Origin of the sequence: Nocardioides potassii (assembly GCF_021648885.1) — a bacterium.
Taxonomy (GTDB): Bacteria; Actinomycetota; Actinomycetes; order Propionibacteriales; family Nocardioidaceae; genus Nocardioides; species Nocardioides potassii.
On sequence record NZ_JAKJHZ010000010.1, the window covers coordinates 253,385 to 269,471 of the forward strand.

Genomic DNA, 16,087 nt, shown 5'->3' on the forward strand with positions numbered 1-16,087 from the left:
CCGTGAGGTGAGGACGTTCCCGTCCTTGCCGTCGGGGATGGAGACGATCAGAACGAACGCGTCTTCGAGGTCGGCTACCGCGGCACCTCGGCCCGCACACCTGAAGACCCGGAGTTCCGGGACGTCCACACCGCATGCGCCGGATTCGGCCTGGCGATCGTCAAAGGCATCGTCGAAGCCCACCACGGCTGTGTCACGGTCGAGAACGTTCCCACGCCGTCGGCTCGGGCGGAGGGCTGCCGATTCCGAGTAGTCCTATCCGCCCGGTGAAACATCGCCGCTTGTCGGCGCGGGTCAAACAGCCGACGCAGCCCGGTCTGCATGGACCGGCAAGTCAGGGCGCTCAGCGTCGGTCGCATTCAAACGTCCCGATCTAGCAGCGGTGGAGTGTGGATGAGTCGGTTTCGTTGCGGATCGGCTTGCGGTGGCGATGCACAGATTTCCGCGTGGGCTAGCGTTCAAGAAATGACGTTGAACCATGCGCGCCGCGGAAGCGGCAGGCCGTTGTTGCTCGTGCACGGTCTGGGCGCTGGATGGCGATCCTGGTCCCCGATCATCGACGAGCTGGCCGAGAGCCGTGAGGTCATCGCCGTCGACCTGCCGGGATTCGGCGAGTCGCCTCCTTTGACCGGCGAGGTCTCGATCGCCACCCTGACCGACTCCGTCGCAGAATTCATCCGCGAACAGGGTCTGGACGGGGTGTCGACGGTCGGCCAGTCGATGGGTGGCCGAATGGTGCTTGAGCTCGCACGGCGAGGCGTCGGCGGCGACACCGTGGCGTTGGACCCGGGTGGTTTCTGGAGCGACCGCGAGCTCGCCGTCTTCGGCGCCACGCTTCGGCCATCGATCGCTCTGGTCCGGGCGCTGCGAGGCACGCTGCCAGCACTGCTGGGCAACCCCGTGGGAAGGACGCTGCTGTTGGCGCAGTTGTCAGCGCGGCCCTGGGCACTCTCGCGCGAGACCGTGCTGCCGGATGTGCGCGGGCTGGCTGAGTCCCCGTCGACTGGCGCGGCCCTGGACGCCCTGACCAAGGGGCCCAAGCAGCAGGGTGCGCCGGCCGGCACCGTGCCCGGCCGGGTCACGATCGGTTGGGGTCGTCGTGACCTGGTGACCGTGCCGAGGCAGGCCGCACGTGCGACGGAACTGTTTCCGGACGCGGTGCTGCACTGGTTCGAGCGGTGTGGCCACTTTCCACAATGGGACGCACCGCATGAGGCGACCCGACTGATCCTTGACAGCACCAGTTGAGGTCGGTCGCGCAGCCCGGCCTACGAGGGCGCTTGTCGCCCTAGACGGATCGTCATTCGGAACGGGTCGATCTGCGTCTTAACGCCGCCTGTCGGGGATGCTCGCAACTTCTGGATCTGCGATATGAATGCGTCTTGAGGTCGCCTCTTGCGCCGTATGCAAGCGAACTGATCGTGTCGGCGGCGGCACCTGACGGCGAGCAGCCGTGAGACCTGGGAGTTTGTTCGGCGTGTTTGAGAGCCACGACGGCGATGAAGCGATGGGGGGCGCCAGATCAGCTCGGGTTTCCGTAGCAAGCGGTGTTTGCCAGCACGTCAGCGTCGGATGGCAGTGCTGCCAAGGCTTTGAGGGCAACCAGGGTGCCGTTGCGGAACCTTGCCTGGTAGACCGCCGGCGCACCAGTCGGGAACGCAGCGGACAGGCATGCCGACGCCACGAGCTGCATCGTGCCGGTGCCGTCCCTCAACAGGCCGACGTCGGACCCGGCGAGCCATGTCCCAGTGAAGTCAGGGCTGTTGCTTTTGGGAGAACCGATGGGCGAGTAGGGATAGGCGCTGTCGATGGGGTTTGTGATCTTCTGCGCGTAGCCGACCAAGGGTGCGCCGGTGGCGTTCGCGGACAGCCGGACCTCATTGACGCGGCCCTTCTTGATGGTGGCAGTGAACTCAAGATCGCTCGGCTCCGGGAAGCCCCCCAGCTCCTTGCAAGTCTTGTCCGGACCTTTCGCGTCCTTGCCCGTGAGCTGCGACTGCACCTGCATGACAGCGGAGGAGACAAGCGCCTTGCCGCCGTTCAAGATCAGCCATCGGGAGTCGCCGAGTTGAGTCAGGTTGTTCTGCACTGACTAACCGATGCAGTACCCCTCGAATCCGAGGGTGCAGTCGCCTTCGAAGCGGTCGACCTGGGTGAAGCCTCGGCCGGGGCCGCTGCGTGCGCTGACCCCTCCCGGGAGGGTCTGGGCGTAGAAGTTCGAACCCTGCAGGTAGGCGCCGCGGCAGGCCGGAGCCGCTGCGTCGTACGGAGTGTCCGGAAAGACGATCGCGACTGCGCCGGTCACGGCAGTCACGAGCCCGAGCAGAGCTGCGACCGCCCCGACCACGATGCCGGAGTCGGTGGGACCCTCGCCTGGGAGGCGCCCCCCGTTCTTACGGCGCCGCCGCCGTAGCTGGTCGTAGGTGAGGCTGATCATCAGCGCGGCCAGCGCTCCGGCCAGCACGAGGCTGGTGAGGCGATCTGCGTCAGGTCCGTACCACCCGGTCGAGATGATCAGGTCTGGATTCATCAGACCGAGAAGCCCGGTTCTGAGGGAAACCGCAGCCGCGAGCAACAGCGTCGAGACGGCCACCAGGGCTTTCCACCACATGTGAATCACTCCATGCCTGTGCTCGTGCGAGCGGATGTCTGCGGCTCAGTAGGCGGGGCTCGCGTCCTCGACTGACTTCAAGGAGATGCACGAGATCGCTTTGATACGAGGCGTCCAAGGCGCGGCGGTTCCGAGTAACAACGGCCGTTGCCCAGACCGTCGAGCAACTGTGGCTGTTTCTCCCGCCCGCGGAAGGCTGAATTGCAACGTTCGCACTGCCGCGATGAGTGCGTCTTTCCGCCGCATATGCCCTCCGGCCCGCACCACCCCTGGCGAGCCGACGACGTACGGGCTCCACGCGCAGATAGCGTCGGGAGGTGGCCACCTCGCGACGATCCAGCTCGCGACGGGGAAGCGCCACGGCGCGGCGTCGGGGCGGGTCGAAGCAGCCACGATCGCTCCCGGTGGCCGGGCCGGGGGAGCGGCTGTGGGTGCTCGACGTCCCGTACGGCACCCAGGCGGAGGGGGCGTCCTGGCACCCGGCCGTGAAGATGCACCTCCACGTGGGGCGCGCACTGCCCAAGCACCTCGAGCCCTACTCGCCTGGCCCGCACACGCTCGGCCGGTTCCTCGAGAACACGCTCAACCCGGACAACCGCACGCCGGCCCCGGAGCCGACGGAGGAGCTCGAGCCGCGGCGGATCCAGTTCGAGGCGGCGGACGCGATCGCGGCGCGGGCCGAGGCGGGGGGACGGCTGTTCCTGCTCGCTGACGAGCCGGGGGTCGGCAAGACGATCTCGGCGGTGCTCGGTGCGACGGCGGTGGGCGACCTGCGCGGCGCGAAGCGGGTACTGGTCATCGCCGACCGGCCTGCCGCGATCACGATCGGCCACTGGTGCCGGACGATCACGGCGCTGGGCGACGGTGGCCTCGAGTGGGTCGTGATCACGTGGGACCGGCTCGACAAGGTCGTGGACCACGACTGGGACGTGATCATCGCCGACGAGGCCCACGCCTTGCGGCGTACGACGACCAAGCGGTGGAAGCTCTGGGCGCGGATCTCCGGGCACGGCAAGCCCCACGACCGCGCGCCGTTCGTCATCGCGACCACAGCGACGCCCGGGCACACGCCGCTCGAGCTGCCCTACCTCGCCCCTGCCTACGCGCAGGTCCTCGGCGAGCCGATGAAGGAGTGGGCCTCGGCGACGAAGCCCGGCGAGCTCTTCGCCGATGCCCTCGAGCGGCACGGCGTCGGCGTCGAGCGGGGCCGCTACGGCGCGTCGTGGACGACCGATCCCGCCCGGCGTGCGGCCGACCTCAAGCTCGTCCGCGGCTGGCTCGACGAGGAACGACCGCCGGCGATGCTGCACCGCGCGGCGCCGTGGGGACCGGTGCCGATCTCCGGGATGCCAGTGGCGCTCTCGCCCGCGGAGCGGACGGCGTACGAGGCGGAGTGGGGCGAGTTCTGCCGTGAGATGGACCTCGCCCGGCGCGGACGCGACGTCGCGAAGGGCAGGGCGGCGCTGCTGCGGTTCCGGCAGAAGGCGGGGCTCATCCGGGTCGACTCGACGGTCGCCTGGATCAGCCAGCAGGTCGAGGCGGAGCGGCAGGTGGCGTGCTCGGTCGAGTTCGTCGTGACGGCGGCCGACCCGATCGCCGACCGGCTGCGCGACTCGGGCATCGACGTCGCCACGATCTACGGACGCGACCGGTTCGACCCGGAGGCCGAGCGGCTGCGGTTCCAGACCGGGGAGGCGAAGGTGTGCGTCTTCACCACCGTCGCCTCCATCAGCCTGCACGCCGGCGAGACCCTGGCTGACGGACGTCAAGCGAGCACGGAGCCGCGGGTGGGCGTCTTCCACCAGGCGCGGTTCTCCGGCATCGCGGGCCGACAGGTCACCGGGCGCACCCACCGAGACCACCAGGTCTCGCCGTGGCACATCGCCTATGCCGAGCGCACCGTTGAGGAGCAGGTCGGCAAGGTGATGGTGGAGCGGATCGCCGCCGCCTCCGACACCGTGGGCGGTGACACCGCCGGCCTCGCTGACGTCGCCTCGCTGCTGGGGGCAGACTGGCTGCCGGGCGCCGCGCTGACGGACGGGGTCGCCTGAGCCCACGGCAGCGTCGAGGGGTCAGGCGGGGAGGTCGAGGCCGTCCTTCACCCGCGCACTGATGGGGGCGAGCGCGCTCATCAGCTCCTCGAGCGCGTCACCGGCGAGAGCGGCGTACGGCGCCTCGGCGAGGCGGTCGGTCATCGCCTCGATCCGGTCCTTGGTCGCCCGGCCGGCGTCGGTGAAGCACCCGCTGGCGTCGACGAGGCCGCGCTCGCGCAGGCGGTCCATCACCGAGGCCAGGTAGGGCTTCGGCAGGTGGTGGACCCGGCCGAACGACTCGGCGGGGTGGATGCCCTGGTCGAGCGCGAGGAGGACGTGGCACTCCGTGCGATCGATCTCTTCGGCCACCAGCGCGGTGATGTGGCCGTCCCCCCGGTGCTCGCGGAGCAGGTTGGCGGCGTGCCAGAGCCTGGCGACCGGCTCGTCGGGGACGGGCAGCGCGCGGAGGGCGGCGTACATCACGCGTCCCTCGACCGGTGCGCCCACGGCTGCCTCGGTGAGCAGGTCGGCTGCGCGGTCGAGGTCGCGCGTGCCCACGAGGTCGCCGAGGATCCGCACGAGCGCAGCCACGCAGCCCTGCTGCCTGGCCGCGTGCGCGGTCTCCGGTGTGGTGGTGTCCCACACGGAGGGGATGTGGCACGCCACCTCGCCCGGGCCGAAGTTGTAGAACGCCGCGTCGACCACCTCGGCCGGTACCCGGCCCAGGGGAGCGGCGCGACCGGCGAAGTAGCCGTCCCAGTAGCTCGTGAAGCCGAGGTTCGCCATGGCCTCGTCGGGCTCGTCGGCGAAGAAGTTCACGAGCCCGATTGGCTCGATCAGGTCGAACATCTGCCGGGCCACGGGCTGGGGGTGGGTCATCGTCGTCTCCTCGGTGCTCGGCCGCCACCTGCGGCCTCCACACCTACTACGAACGACGCGACGGCGATACGACACCGGGGACGGAGGGCGCCCGGGCTGGGGGCTTCAGCGGACGCCCTCCGTCGTACGGGGGCGGCGTCAGCCCGCGGCGCAGAGCCCGCGCGCGGCGTCGTTCTTCGCCTGGCCGCCGACCTCCTTGACCAGCTGGCCGACGTTGTCGAGGCCGAGGGCGCCCTGGGTGTTGATCGCCTTGTGGATGCCGCCGAAGCAGGCCGCGTCGGCGGGAGCGGCCGAGGCCGCTGCGGGTACGCCGATGAGGGCGAGGACGGCGATCGAGGTGGCGACGAGCATGCGCTTCATATCTGTTCCCTTCGTCGGTAGGTGCGGACGCACCCGATGTCCCTTTCTCCGTGGTCCGGGTCACATCGGATGCACCTCGCCACGAATTTGTCCAAAGTTCGTCCACCCCCTTCTCGGGCGAGCCGCGAGCGCGTGCCCGTGGCTACATTGACGGGATGAGATACCGGGTGATGGGCAAGAGCGGCTGTGCGGTCTCCGAGCTGTGCCTCGGCACGATGACGTTCGGCGCGGAGACCGACGAGGCGGGCTCGCACGCGCAGCTCGACATGTTCGTGGAGGCCGGCGGCACGCTGGTCGACACGGCCGACGTCTACTCCGCCGGCGTCTCCGAGGAGATCATCGGTCGCTGGCTGGCCGACCGGCCGCGCGACGTCACGGAGCCCGTGGTCCTGGCGACGAAGGGCCGGTTCGCCGTCGAGGACGGGCCCAACGGCAACGGGCTGTCGACGCGTCACCTCACCCGTGCGCTCGACGCATCGCTCGGGCGCCTGGGTGTGGACGCGATCGACCTCTACCAGGTGCACGCCTTCGACCCGCACACGCCGATGGAGGAGACGCTGCGCACCCTCGACGGGTTCGTGCAGTCCGGCAAGATCCACTACTACGGCCTGTCGAACTTCACCGGCTGGCAGCTGACCAAGGCCGTGCTGACCGCCCGCGCGCTGGGGCTGCGCGAGCCGGTGACGCTGCAGCCGCAGTACAGCCTCATCGTCCGCGAGATCGAGTGGGAGGTCGTCCCCGCCGCTCTCGACGCCGGGATGGGACTCCTGCCGTGGAGCCCGCTCGGCGGTGGCTGGCTGTCGGGCAAGTACACGCGCGACCAGCGCCCCACCGGCGACACCCGGCTCGGGGAGGACCCCGGCCGGGGCATGGAGGCCTACGACCGTCGCGGGAGCGAGCGCACCTGGCGCATCATCGACGCCGTCGACGGGGTGGCCCGCGACCGCGGGGTCTCGATGGCCGAGGTCGCGCTCGCCTGGGTCACCAACCGTCCCGCCGTCACGTCCACCATCCTCGGTGCCCGCACCACCGAACAGCTGGCCGCCAACCTGAAGGCCGCGGGCCTCGTGCTCAGCGAGGAGGAGCAGGCGAGGCTCGACGCGGCGAGCGACCTCGCAGCCACCGACTACCCGTACGGCGAGCTCGGCCTCGACCAGCGCAGCCGGGAGCTCGCCGGCGGGTGACCCTCCAGCGGGTGTGACCCTGCTCACGAACACCCGCTGACAGCTGCCCCCGCAGCCGGTCGTGATTCGACATGTCGGACGAGGCATGTTCTGGTGGATCAGCCGCTGGCAGCGCTCTCGTGACCGAGGCGCCTCCCTTCGCGAGGTGATGCGCACCGCGGCCCGGCGCCCAGACACGGCGCCACGCCCGAGCGCCGACCGGCGCGTCCCCGATCCCCCGCGAGGTCCAAGCACGTGCGTGCCACCCCCACACCGTCCCTGTTCACCCGCCCGCGATCCGTCGCCGCAGGCGTCGCCGCCGCGGCGCTCGCGATGACGCTCGTCCCCGGCAGCTCCGTCGCCCCCGCGTCGGCGCGGGACGCGGTCGGCGTACGCCTGCAGGTGGCGGACGCGGCCCCTGTCCAGGTCGAGACCGCCCCGCTCGAGTGGCCGGGCGCGGTGCTCGAGGCGTACGGCGTCCCGGTGGACGCCAACGACATCGTCGCGGTCATCCGCGACGGCGACCGCGTCTCGGGCGACCGCAAGCGCCTGCGTCAGGGCGACGTCGTGAAGCTGACCGACGTGACCAAGGAGCGCAAGGTCAAGCGCGCGAAGGTGCGCAAGGGCACCGTCGAGAAGTTCACGACCGAGCTGAAGCCGGGCGTCCGGAAGGTCGTCAGCACCGGCCGCGCCGGCATCCGCAAGACCGTCGCCATCCAGACGCTGCACAACGGCGAGCCGGTGAGGTGGAACGTCGTGAGGAAGAAGCTCGTCCGCGAGCCGCGGCCACGCCGGGTGCTGGTCGGACGTGCGGCCTGGTCCGTCCCGGGCACCGAGGGCCTCAACTGGGGCGCGCTCGCCAACTGCGAGTCCGGCGGCAACCCGAATGCCGTCAACCCGGCCGGCTACTACGGGCTCTACCAGTTCGACACCGGCACGTGGCGCAGCGTCGGCGGCTCCGGCCTCCCGACGTCGGCCTCGGCGGCCGAGCAGACCTACCGCGCCAAGCTGCTCTACAAGCAGCGCGGTCGCTCGCCCTGGCCGAACTGCGGCCGCCTGCTCTGACCTGACGCCGTACGGGGAACGAGATGAACGCCGGTCGGGCCGACCGCGGTGCCTCTCGTTCCCCGGCGGTCATGTCAGCAGCGCCAGGTCGCGACGCACGTAGCGCAGGTGTGCCCACTCCTCCTCGAGGATGACGCGGACGCAGTCGCCGACGGTGGGCCCCCAGCTGCCGCCCCACGGGCTGTCGCGCTCCTCGGCGAGCACGACGGGAGTGGCCCGGGCGAGGAAGTCGGTGACCTGCTGCTGGCGCTCGGCGCGCACCTCGAGGACCTCGTCGGGGGAGGTCGGCTCGCGCAGGACCGACATGTCGAAGCCCATGTCCGCGGCGCCGGTGAACACCTGGCCGATCGGGTGCCAGGGCTGGTCGACCCGGTTGATGCCGCGGCCGAGCCATGCATCCGTGGCGAGGACGAGGTGCCGGAGCGTCTGGACGAGCGACCACTCGTCGTCGACGTGGGCGTCCCAGAGCTCGCGCGGTGTCCCGTCCACGGTCTCCCGCCACGCCGCGCGTACGGCGTCCCAGCCCTCGCGCAGTCCCTCGGGGCTCTCGGCCTTCTGCAGCTCGCGGCCGGGGAACCGGCGGTTGAGCTCGGCGTCGACGTAGGGCACCACGTCGACGCCGTTCACGATGAGGCTGCCGAAGAACAGGTCGTGGCTGTCGATGTCGAGCCCGCCGACGTCGACGCCGCGCATCGTCACGTCGGTCAGGTCCGAGAACCGCAGCGTTGCGCCCTTGAAGCCGGCCTGGACGAAGGTCGCGCCCTCGAACTCGTTCGTTCCTGAGTAGGTCGTCATGGCCCCATCGTGACCGCGGTTGCGGACGATCCGGCGTCACAATCCTTCAGCGAGCGCCGGGGAATCCGTGCTGGCGCCAGGCCTCGTAGGCCACGACTGCGGCGGAGTTGGAGAGGTTGAGCGAGCGGCGGCCGGGCACCATCGGGATCCGCAGCCGGTCGGACACCCGTGAGTGGCCGAGCGCCGCGTCCGGCAGGCCGGTCGGCTCCGGCCCGAACAGCAGCACGTCGCCGGCCTCGAACGCCACGTCGGTGTGCCACCGCGTGGCGTGCGCGGTGAAGGCGAACACCCGCGCGTCGGGCAGGGTCCCCAGCGCGGTGTCGAGGTCCGGGTGGACCACCACGGACGCGAGGTCGTGGTAGTCCAGCCCGGCCCGCTTCAGCTTGGGCTCCGACAGGTCGAAGCCGAGCGGCTCGACGAGGTGCAGGGTCGCACCGGTCGCCGCGACCATCCGGATGGCGTTGCCGGTGTTGGGCGGGATCCGCGGCTCGAGGAACATCACGTGGAACACGCGCGCCAACCTAGACCGGCGTCACAGGCCGCGGGCCCGCACCATCCGCAGCACCTCCTCGGAGCGCTCGGTGAGCGCGCCGATCACCACGGGCGCAGCCTCGGCGGCCGCGACCTCGCGCGCCCGCGCCACCCATGCCTCGTCGATGCCGAAGACCGGGAACAGGCTCGCGGTGAGCGCGAGGCCGGGGATCATCCCGCCCTCGTGGAAGGCGGGCAGCGCCTCGAGGTAGCGGTCGAGGTACGGCGCGAGCACGTCGTCCTGGCCGGGGCGCCAGAAGTCGGCCCCCACCAGGCGGGCCAGCTGGATCGGGACGGTGCGCTCGACCACGACGGCGTTCCACACCTCGGCCTTGGCGTCGGCGTCGGGCGAGCTCGCCCGCACGCGCAGGGCGCGGACCCACGCGTCCGGGTCGGGGTCGCGCTCCTCGAGGGCCTGCACGGCAGCGGCGTCGACCGTCCCGAGGACCGCCCGCCGCTCGAGGGCGTACCAGTGGAGGTCGACGTCGTCGCCGACCTCGTCGAGCAGCGCGTCGAGGTCGCCCTCGCTCGCCGCCGTACGCACCAGGGCGCGCAGCGCCGTCTGCCGGGACACGCCGCGGTCGACCAGGCCGCGAGCCGCCGCCGAGACACGGGCCTCGAGCGCGGTCCGCTCGGCGTCGGGCGCCCACTGCTGCGCGGCGAGGATGGCGAGGGAGACGAGCGGGTCGACGACGGTCTCGACCGTCTCGACGGACAGCACGTCGGTGATCGCGCCGACCGCCTCGGCCGCCGTCGCGTCCCCGCTGGCGAGCATGTCCCAGACGGTCGCCATCGCGACCGCGCGGGCGAGGGTCGTCGGGAGGCCGGAGGGCCGCCCGACGAGGACCTCGCGTCCCGCGGCGTCGGGCCGCGTCGTGGCGAAGGTCGTGTCGTCGTGGTTGACGAGGTAGAGGTCGGCGTCGGGCAGCCCCTCGACCACCGTCCGCTCGCCGTCGACCTCGACCCGCACCGCCCCGACCTCCTCGAGCGCGTCGCCCGCGCGGCGGTAGGCGCCGACGCCCACCACCTGCGGGTGGGGCGCGCCGTGGGCGCCGACCGCGGTCAGCACGACCCCGTCGTCGGTCGTCTCGATGCCGAGCCGGTCGACGCCGGCGGTCTCGAGCCAGGCCGTGCGCCATGGCTGCAGGTCGCGGCCGCTGGCCTGCTCGAGCGAGCGCACCAGGTCGTCGAGGGTGGTGTTGCCCCACGCGTGCTCGGCGAAGTAGGCCGTCATGCCCTGCGAGAAGGTCTCCTCGCCCACGAAGTACATGAGCTGCTTGAGCACCGCGGCGCCCTTGGGGTAGGTGATCGAGTCGAAGATCGACTCGGCGTCGGCCACGCTCGGCACGGGCTGGTAGATCGGGTGCGAGGCCGGGCCCTGGTCGGCGAGGTAGGCGTCGAGCTTGCCCAGCACGAGGTTGTTCGCGGCCGTGTCGCCGTAGGACGTCGCGCGCTCGGCCGCCCACATGCACGCGAACTCCGCGAACGCCTCGTTGAGCCAGAGGTCGTCCCACCAGCGCATCGTGACGATGTTGCCGAACCACATGTGCGCCATCTCGTGCAGCAGCACGTTGGCGAACGACTGCCACTCACCCGTGGTCGGCTCGTGGCGCCGCAGGATCGCATCGGTCCAGGTGACGCAGCCGTAGTTCTCCATCGCCCCGCCGAACTCCGGCAGGAAGACCTGGTCGTAGCTGCGCTGCGGGAACGGCATGCCGAAGCGGTCGCCGAAGAAGCCGAGCCCCTGCTCGGTCAGCGTGAAGAGCTGCTCGGAGTCGCGCTCCAGCACCGACGCGAGCGTCTGCCGGGCGTAGAGCCCGAGGTCGTAGCCGCCGGCCTCCTTGCGCAGCTCGACGAACGGGCCCGCGACGACGACGGGGTTGTACGTCGACAGCGCCGGGGTCGGCTCGAACGTCCACCGCCGGCCGTTGTCCACCGGCTCGACCGTCGGGTCGCCGGAGTTGCTGACGACCGTCCACGACTCCGGCGCCACCACGGTGAAGGCGTGCGGCGCCTTGAGGTCGGGCTGGTCGAAGCACGCCCACGCGTAGCGCGCCTCGTCGGGCTCGAAGGTGGTCCAGAGGTAGACGTTCTTGTCCGCCGGGTCGACCGCCCGGTGCACGCCACGGCCGTCCTTCGTGTCGTTCTGCACCGTGGCGACGACCAGCTCGTTGTCGCCCTCGAGTCCGGCGAGGGTGATCCGACCGTCCTCGGCCGCGGGCAGGGGCTCGCCGTTCAGCGTCGCCGACTCGACCTCGGCGCAGCAGTCGACGAACGTCGACGCGCCCTCGGTCGCGGTGAACCGCACCGTGCTGACCGCCCGGAACGCCGGTCCGTCCGGGAGGTCGGTGAGGTCGATGGCGATGTCGTAGGAGGTGACCGACAGGATCGCCGCGCGCTCGACGGCCTCCTCCTGTCGCAGGCTCTTCACGGGCACGGGTGGTCCTCGGGGGTCGTCGTACGACGCCCGGGTCGGCGCCTCCCGCAGCCTAGAGCGGCGTCGTGCCTACTCTCCGATGCGGGTCCGCACCTCGTAGAGCTCGGGGAAGAACGTCAGCGACAGGGCGCGGCGGAGGAAGTCGACGCCCGACGAGCCGCCGGTGCCGACCTTGTGGCCGATGACCCGCTGGACGACCTGGAGGTGGCGGAAGCGCCACTGCTGGAAGGCGTCCTCGATGTCGACGAGCTCCTCGCAGGTCTCGTAGACGCCCCAGTGCTGGTCGGGCGCGGCGTAGACGCCCGCGAAGACGTCGACCAGCTCGGCGTCGGCGGTGTAGGGCTGCGACCAGTCGCGGTCGAGGAGGCGGGCCGGGACGGCGTACCCCTGGCGCGAGAGGTGGGCGAGGAACTCGTCGTAGAGCGACGGCTCGTGCAGCAGCTCGTCGAGTGCCGCGCGGGCGCCCTCGTCGTGGCTGAAGACCTTGACCATGTCGGCGTTCTTGTTGCCGAGGAGGAACTCGACCTCGCGGTACTGCGCGGACTGGAAGCCGGAGCTGGTCGCGAGGAACGGACGGATCAGGGCGTACTCCGACGGCGTGAGCGTGGCAAGCACCGACCACTGGTCGGTGAGCGTGTGCTGGATGTGCTTGATCCGCGCCATCCGCTTGAGCGCGGGGGAGAGGTCGTCGGTGCGCAGCAGCGCGCGGGCCGAGCGCAGCTCGTGGATCATCAGCTTGAGCCAGAGCTCACTCGTCTGGTGCTGGATGATGAAGAGCAGCTCGTCGTGCTGCGGGGGGTCCGACAGCGGCACCTGCGCCGACAGCAGCGTGTCGAGGCGGAGGTAGTCGCCGTACGACATCGAGGTCGAGAAGTCGCGCTGGATGCCGTCCTCGAGCTCGCGCTTGCTCGTGCTGTCGCCGGTTCCTTCTGACATGGCTGCAACGTAGTCGGTGGGCTCGTCTACCGTCGCCTGCATGGCCCACCCCACCACCCCCGATCGAGAGGGGCGCACCCGCAGTTGGGTGCCCGGGTGGCCGGTGGCCGTCGGCCAGGTGCTGCGGCCGCAGCGACGAGGGGCGGGCGACCCGACCCAGCGGCACGAGGAGTCCGGGCGGATCTGGAGAGCGATGCGTACGCCGGTGGGCCCGGCGTCGCTGTGTGTCCAGGCGCGGCCGTCGACCGGCGACGTCCTCGGGCGCGCGTGGGGTCCGGGCGCCGAGTGGGCGCTCGACCGGATGCCGTCGCTGCTCGGCGCGGACGACGACCCGACGGGGTTCGAGCCGCACCACCACCCGGAGGTGGCCGCCGGGTGGCGCACGCACCAGCACTGGCGGATCGGTGCGACCGGCCTCGTCATGGAGTCGCTCGTGCCGTCGATCCTCGAGCAGAAGGTGACCGGCAAGCAGGCGTTCGGGTCGTTCCGCGAGCTCGTCCGGCGACACGGGGAGCCAGCGCCCGGACCCGTCGCCCACCTGCGCCTCATGGTCCAGCCGACGCCGGCGGTGATCGCCTCGATCCCGTCGTGGGAGTGGCTGCGCCTCGGCGTGCAGCCCGCGCAGTCCCGCACGGTCGTGACCGCGTGCCGATTGGCGTCGTCGCTCGAGCGGATCACCCAGGTCTCGTGCGAGGAGGCGGACCGGCGGCTGCAGTCCATCCGCGGGATCGGCGTCTGGACGAGCGCCGAGGTGCGCCAGCGGGCGCTCGGTGACGCCGACGCGGTCAGCTACGGCGACTACCACCTCGCCAACTGGGTCGGCTGGGCGCTCGTCGGCCACGACATCACCGACGACGAGATGGCCGAGCTGCTCGCGCCCTACCGGCCCCACCGCGGCCGGGCGGCCGCGATGGCGATGGCCGGCGGCCAGGCCCGCCCGCGTCGCGGTCCGCGGATGAGCGTCCCCACGCACCTGCCGACGCGCTAGGCGTCAGAGCAGCGGGCGCAGAGGAGCCAGGAAGCTCTCGGTGAACTTCCGGTTGAGGTCGCGGGCCTCCCACTCGTCGAGGGTCAGCTCGAGGCAGTTGGTCTCGTCGTTGCGGAAGACCTGCTCCATCACGGCGGCGAAGTCGGGGTCGATGACCTCGAGGTTGATCTCGTAGTTGCCCTGGAGGCTCAGCCGGTCGATGTTCGCGGTGCCGACGGTGGCCCAGCTGCCGTCGATCGTCGCGGTCTTCGCGTGCACCATCGCGTCCTTGAAGCGCAGGATCCGCACGCCTGCGGCGAGCAGCTGGCCGTAGTAGCCGCGCGAGATCCAGTCCGCCACGATGTGATTGCTCTTGAGCGGCAGCAGGATGCGTACGTCGACCCCGCGGCGCGCCGCGTCGGCGACCGAGTCGACGAAGTCCTGGTCGGGCAGGAAGTAGGCCGTGGTCAACCAGACGTTGCGGCTAGCGCGGTTGATCGCCTCGAGGTACATGCTGCGGATCGGGAAGTTCCACTGCCGCGGGATGTTGCGGTGGATCCGGATCTGCGGGTCCCAGTCGGACGCCGTCTCGAGGAGCAGCGGTCGCTCGCTGCGGGTCAGCCGCCGCCGGCGGTTGAGGTTCCAGAAGTCGGCGAACGCGCGCTTGAGGTCCCACACGCCCGGCCCGGTGATCCGCACGTGGGTGTCGCGCCACTCGGTGGCGTAGGCGGAGCCGATGTTGTAGCCGCCGAGGAAGGCGACCTCCTCGTCGACCACGAGCAGCTTGCGGTGGTTGCGGCCGTAGCGGCGCAGGTCCCAGAAGCGGATGCCCGCGTTCCAGATCGGGTAGCGCATCACCTTCATCGAGGGCGGGAAGCGCTTGAACGCCGGCGAGACGACCACGTTGGCGAAGCCGTCGTAGATGCAGTGCACGTCGACTCCCCGCGCCGCGGCCGCGGCGAGGGCGGACTTGAACTTCCACCCGATCTCGTCGCCCTTCCAGATGTAGGTCTCGAAGAGGATCTGCTTCTTCGCCCCGTCGATCGCGGCGAGCATGTCGTCGTAGAGGTCGCGCCCGAAGGTGTAGGTCGTGATGAGCCCGTCGCCGACCGGCACGGTCTCCGGCGCGAGGACCGGGAACGCCTTCGGCTTCTTGCCGCGACGGCGGTAGGAGTCGACCAGCGACAGCGCCACGGCGACGGCGATCTGGAGGCCGAGCAGCGTGAGCAGGCCACGCCGTACGGCGGTCAGCGTGCGGGCGACGGTCACGCGGACAACCTATCCAGCGGGTCCAGTGGGTTCGATCAGGCCAGCCCGAGAGCGGTGTACGCCTCCACGTCGCACGGCAGGTCCGACAGGACGCGGAAGAGCACGGCGCGCAGCAATGCCTGGCGCTGGGCGCCGGAACGCCACTCGTCGAGCGCCTCGGCCGGGGCGTCGTGCCAGATCACCGCGTCGAGCACGCAGACCGCCTCGGCCCACAACGGCGAGCGCCAGGTGGGGGTGAAGTCGATGACGAAGGGGACGCCAGACGCGTCGAGCAGGACGTTGCTCGCGAGGTCGCGGTGGACGAGCTGCTCGCGGCCCAGGTCGCTGTCGTCGAGCTCCGGCGCGATCGCCTCGACCAGGTCGCGGAGACCCGGCTCGGGCCGGTCGGCAGCGGCCGCGACGGCCGCCTCGACGTCGTACGACGCCTCGTCGGCGACGCCCCACCGGTCGGTGCGGCCGTCCAGCTCGCGCGGACGTTCGAGCACGCGGGTCGCGAGGTGCGCGTGGAGGAGGTGGGCGGTCGCCCGCAGCGTCGGGAGGTCGCGGCACGGCGTCGTACCCGGCTCGAAGCGCGTCGCAGCCCAGCCGTCGGCAGTGAGGTTGCCGTCGCGGGCGGGGACGGGCAGGGCGAGCCGGATCGAGCGCGGCGACTCCTCGTCGAGGTGGACGGCGAGCCTCGCCTGGATCGGGGCGAGCCACGCCTCCGACTCGTCGTGACCGGGGGAGAGGACCAGGTCGCCGGCGCGCCAGCTCGTGCCCCGGCCGCCCTCGAGCGGCTCCAGCACACCCTCCGCGGCGAACAGGTCGAGCACGTGGTCCGGCGGTCGTGACGGGTGGGGCACGGACCGAGCCTAGGGCGCCGGGGACGGACACCAGGAAGGCAGTTCGGCCTCGTCGGGAGCCTCGCCACGCTCAGATCGGCTCGGCACGGCGCGAACTGCCTGCATGGTGGTCTGGATGGTAGTCAGCGTCGGTTGACGACCTCGGCGGGAGAGCTGGCGTGGGCGTAGCGGATCACCAGGGGTCACGACCCGCTCACGG

The 16,087-nt window shown here is 71.2% G+C and carries 15 protein-coding genes; 5 read left to right on the forward strand and 10 right to left on the reverse strand.

Features of this window, described 5'->3' with window-relative positions; genetic code table 11:
* Positions 1–465: 465 nt before the first annotated feature.
* Positions 466–1,248 carry an alpha/beta fold hydrolase gene (locus tag L2K70_RS17340; protein ID WP_236404368.1) on the forward strand — a complete coding sequence of 261 codons (783 nt, stop codon included), beginning with the start codon at positions 466–468 and terminating at the stop codon, positions 1,246–1,248.
* A 274-nt stretch (positions 1,249–1,522) separates the two neighbouring features.
* On the opposite strand, the gene L2K70_RS17345 is transcribed toward L2K70_RS17340, so the two are convergent.
* A complete protein-coding gene (locus L2K70_RS17345; RefSeq protein WP_236404370.1) occupies positions 1,523–2,089 on the reverse strand; it encodes a hypothetical protein in 567 nt (188 codons plus the stop codon).
* 3 nt (positions 2,090–2,092) lie between these two features.
* Positions 2,093–2,593, reverse strand: a complete 501-nt coding sequence (locus L2K70_RS17350; RefSeq protein WP_236404371.1) for a hypothetical protein — start codon at positions 2,591–2,593, stop codon at positions 2,093–2,095.
* Between the two features lie 422 nt (positions 2,594–3,015).
* Between L2K70_RS17350 and L2K70_RS17355 the strand changes: the two genes are divergently transcribed.
* Entirely contained in the window at positions 3,016–4,662 is a 1,647-nt protein-coding gene (locus L2K70_RS17355; protein ID WP_236404373.1) for a DEAD/DEAH box helicase, read from the forward strand.
* Between the two features lie 21 nt (positions 4,663–4,683).
* Here L2K70_RS17355 and L2K70_RS17360 read toward each other — a convergent pair whose 3' ends face one another.
* A complete protein-coding gene (locus L2K70_RS17360) occupies positions 4,684–5,523 on the reverse strand; it encodes an SCO6745 family protein (RefSeq protein WP_236404375.1) in 840 nt (279 codons plus the stop codon).
* 138 nt (positions 5,524–5,661) lie between these two features.
* Complete coding sequence (locus L2K70_RS17365; RefSeq protein WP_236404378.1) at positions 5,662–5,883, reverse strand: hypothetical protein; 222 nt, start codon at positions 5,881–5,883, stop codon at positions 5,662–5,664.
* Between the two features lie 155 nt (positions 5,884–6,038).
* Between L2K70_RS17365 and L2K70_RS17370 the strand changes: the two genes are divergently transcribed.
* Together L2K70_RS17370 and L2K70_RS17375 are read left to right on the forward strand one after the other, a co-directional pair.
* Positions 6,039–7,067: an aldo/keto reductase gene (locus tag L2K70_RS17370; RefSeq protein WP_236404381.1), complete on the forward strand. Its 1,029-nt coding sequence runs from the start codon at positions 6,039–6,041 to the stop codon at positions 7,065–7,067.
* 234 nt (positions 7,068–7,301) lie between these two features.
* Positions 7,302–8,111 carry a resuscitation-promoting factor gene (locus L2K70_RS17375; protein WP_236404386.1) on the forward strand — a complete coding sequence of 270 codons (810 nt, stop codon included), beginning with the start codon at positions 7,302–7,304 and terminating at the stop codon, positions 8,109–8,111.
* Between the two features lie 69 nt (positions 8,112–8,180).
* Here the strand turns inward: L2K70_RS17375 and L2K70_RS17380 are convergent, their stop codons facing one another.
* The 4 genes from L2K70_RS17380 to L2K70_RS17395 form a co-directional block, all read right to left on the reverse strand.
* Positions 8,181–8,906, reverse strand: a complete 726-nt coding sequence (locus L2K70_RS17380; protein WP_236404389.1) for a DinB family protein — start codon at positions 8,904–8,906, stop codon at positions 8,181–8,183.
* Positions 8,907–8,952: 46 nt separating this feature from the next.
* The gene (locus tag L2K70_RS17385; RefSeq protein WP_236404392.1) at positions 8,953–9,417 is read right to left on the reverse strand and encodes a tRNA (cytidine(34)-2'-O)-methyltransferase; all 465 of its coding nucleotides are present in this window, start codon (positions 9,415–9,417) and stop codon (positions 8,953–8,955) included.
* Between the two features lie 21 nt (positions 9,418–9,438).
* The gene (gene pepN / locus L2K70_RS17390) at positions 9,439–11,874 is read right to left on the reverse strand and encodes an aminopeptidase N (RefSeq protein WP_236404393.1); all 2,436 of its coding nucleotides are present in this window, start codon (positions 11,872–11,874) and stop codon (positions 9,439–9,441) included.
* Between the two features lie 69 nt (positions 11,875–11,943).
* Positions 11,944–12,810 (reverse strand): tryptophan 2,3-dioxygenase, encoded by an 867-nt coding sequence (locus L2K70_RS17395; RefSeq protein ID WP_236404400.1) that lies wholly within the window; start codon positions 12,808–12,810, stop codon positions 11,944–11,946.
* A 40-nt stretch (positions 12,811–12,850) separates the two neighbouring features.
* Here L2K70_RS17395 and L2K70_RS17400 point away from each other — a divergent pair, with 40 nt between their 5' ends.
* The gene (locus L2K70_RS17400) at positions 12,851–13,798 is read left to right on the forward strand and encodes a DNA-3-methyladenine glycosylase family protein (protein ID WP_236404401.1); all 948 of its coding nucleotides are present in this window, start codon (positions 12,851–12,853) and stop codon (positions 13,796–13,798) included.
* Between the two features lie 3 nt (positions 13,799–13,801).
* Here L2K70_RS17400 and L2K70_RS17405 read toward each other — a convergent pair whose 3' ends face one another.
* A complete protein-coding gene (locus tag L2K70_RS17405) occupies positions 13,802–15,046 on the reverse strand; it encodes a phospholipase D-like domain-containing protein (protein ID WP_236404402.1) in 1,245 nt (414 codons plus the stop codon).
* Positions 15,047–15,081: 35 nt separating this feature from the next.
* Positions 15,082–15,888 (reverse strand): aminoglycoside phosphotransferase/kinase family protein, encoded by an 807-nt coding sequence (locus tag L2K70_RS17410; RefSeq protein WP_236404403.1) that lies wholly within the window; start codon positions 15,886–15,888, stop codon positions 15,082–15,084.
* Positions 15,889–16,087 lie beyond the last annotated feature (199 nt).

Coding starts and splice junctions, on each gene's coding strand:
- L2K70_RS17380 (WP_236404389.1), bottom strand. CDS start 8,906: ATGACGACCTACTCAGGAACGAACGAGTTCGAGGGCGCGACCTTCGTC.
- L2K70_RS17360 (WP_236404375.1), bottom strand. CDS start 5,523: ATGACCCACCCCCAGCCCGTGGCCCGGCAGATGTTCGACCTGATCGAG.
- L2K70_RS17340 (WP_236404368.1), top strand. CDS start 466: ATGACGTTGAACCATGCGCGCCGCGGAAGCGGCAGGCCGTTGTTGCTC.
- L2K70_RS17370 (WP_236404381.1), top strand. CDS start 6,039: ATGAGATACCGGGTGATGGGCAAGAGCGGCTGTGCGGTCTCCGAGCTG.
- L2K70_RS17400 (WP_236404401.1), top strand. CDS start 12,851: ATGGCCCACCCCACCACCCCCGATCGAGAGGGGCGCACCCGCAGTTGG.
- L2K70_RS17395 (WP_236404400.1), bottom strand. CDS start 12,810: ATGTCAGAAGGAACCGGCGACAGCACGAGCAAGCGCGAGCTCGAGGAC.
- L2K70_RS17365 (WP_236404378.1), bottom strand. CDS start 5,883: ATGAAGCGCATGCTCGTCGCCACCTCGATCGCCGTCCTCGCCCTCATC.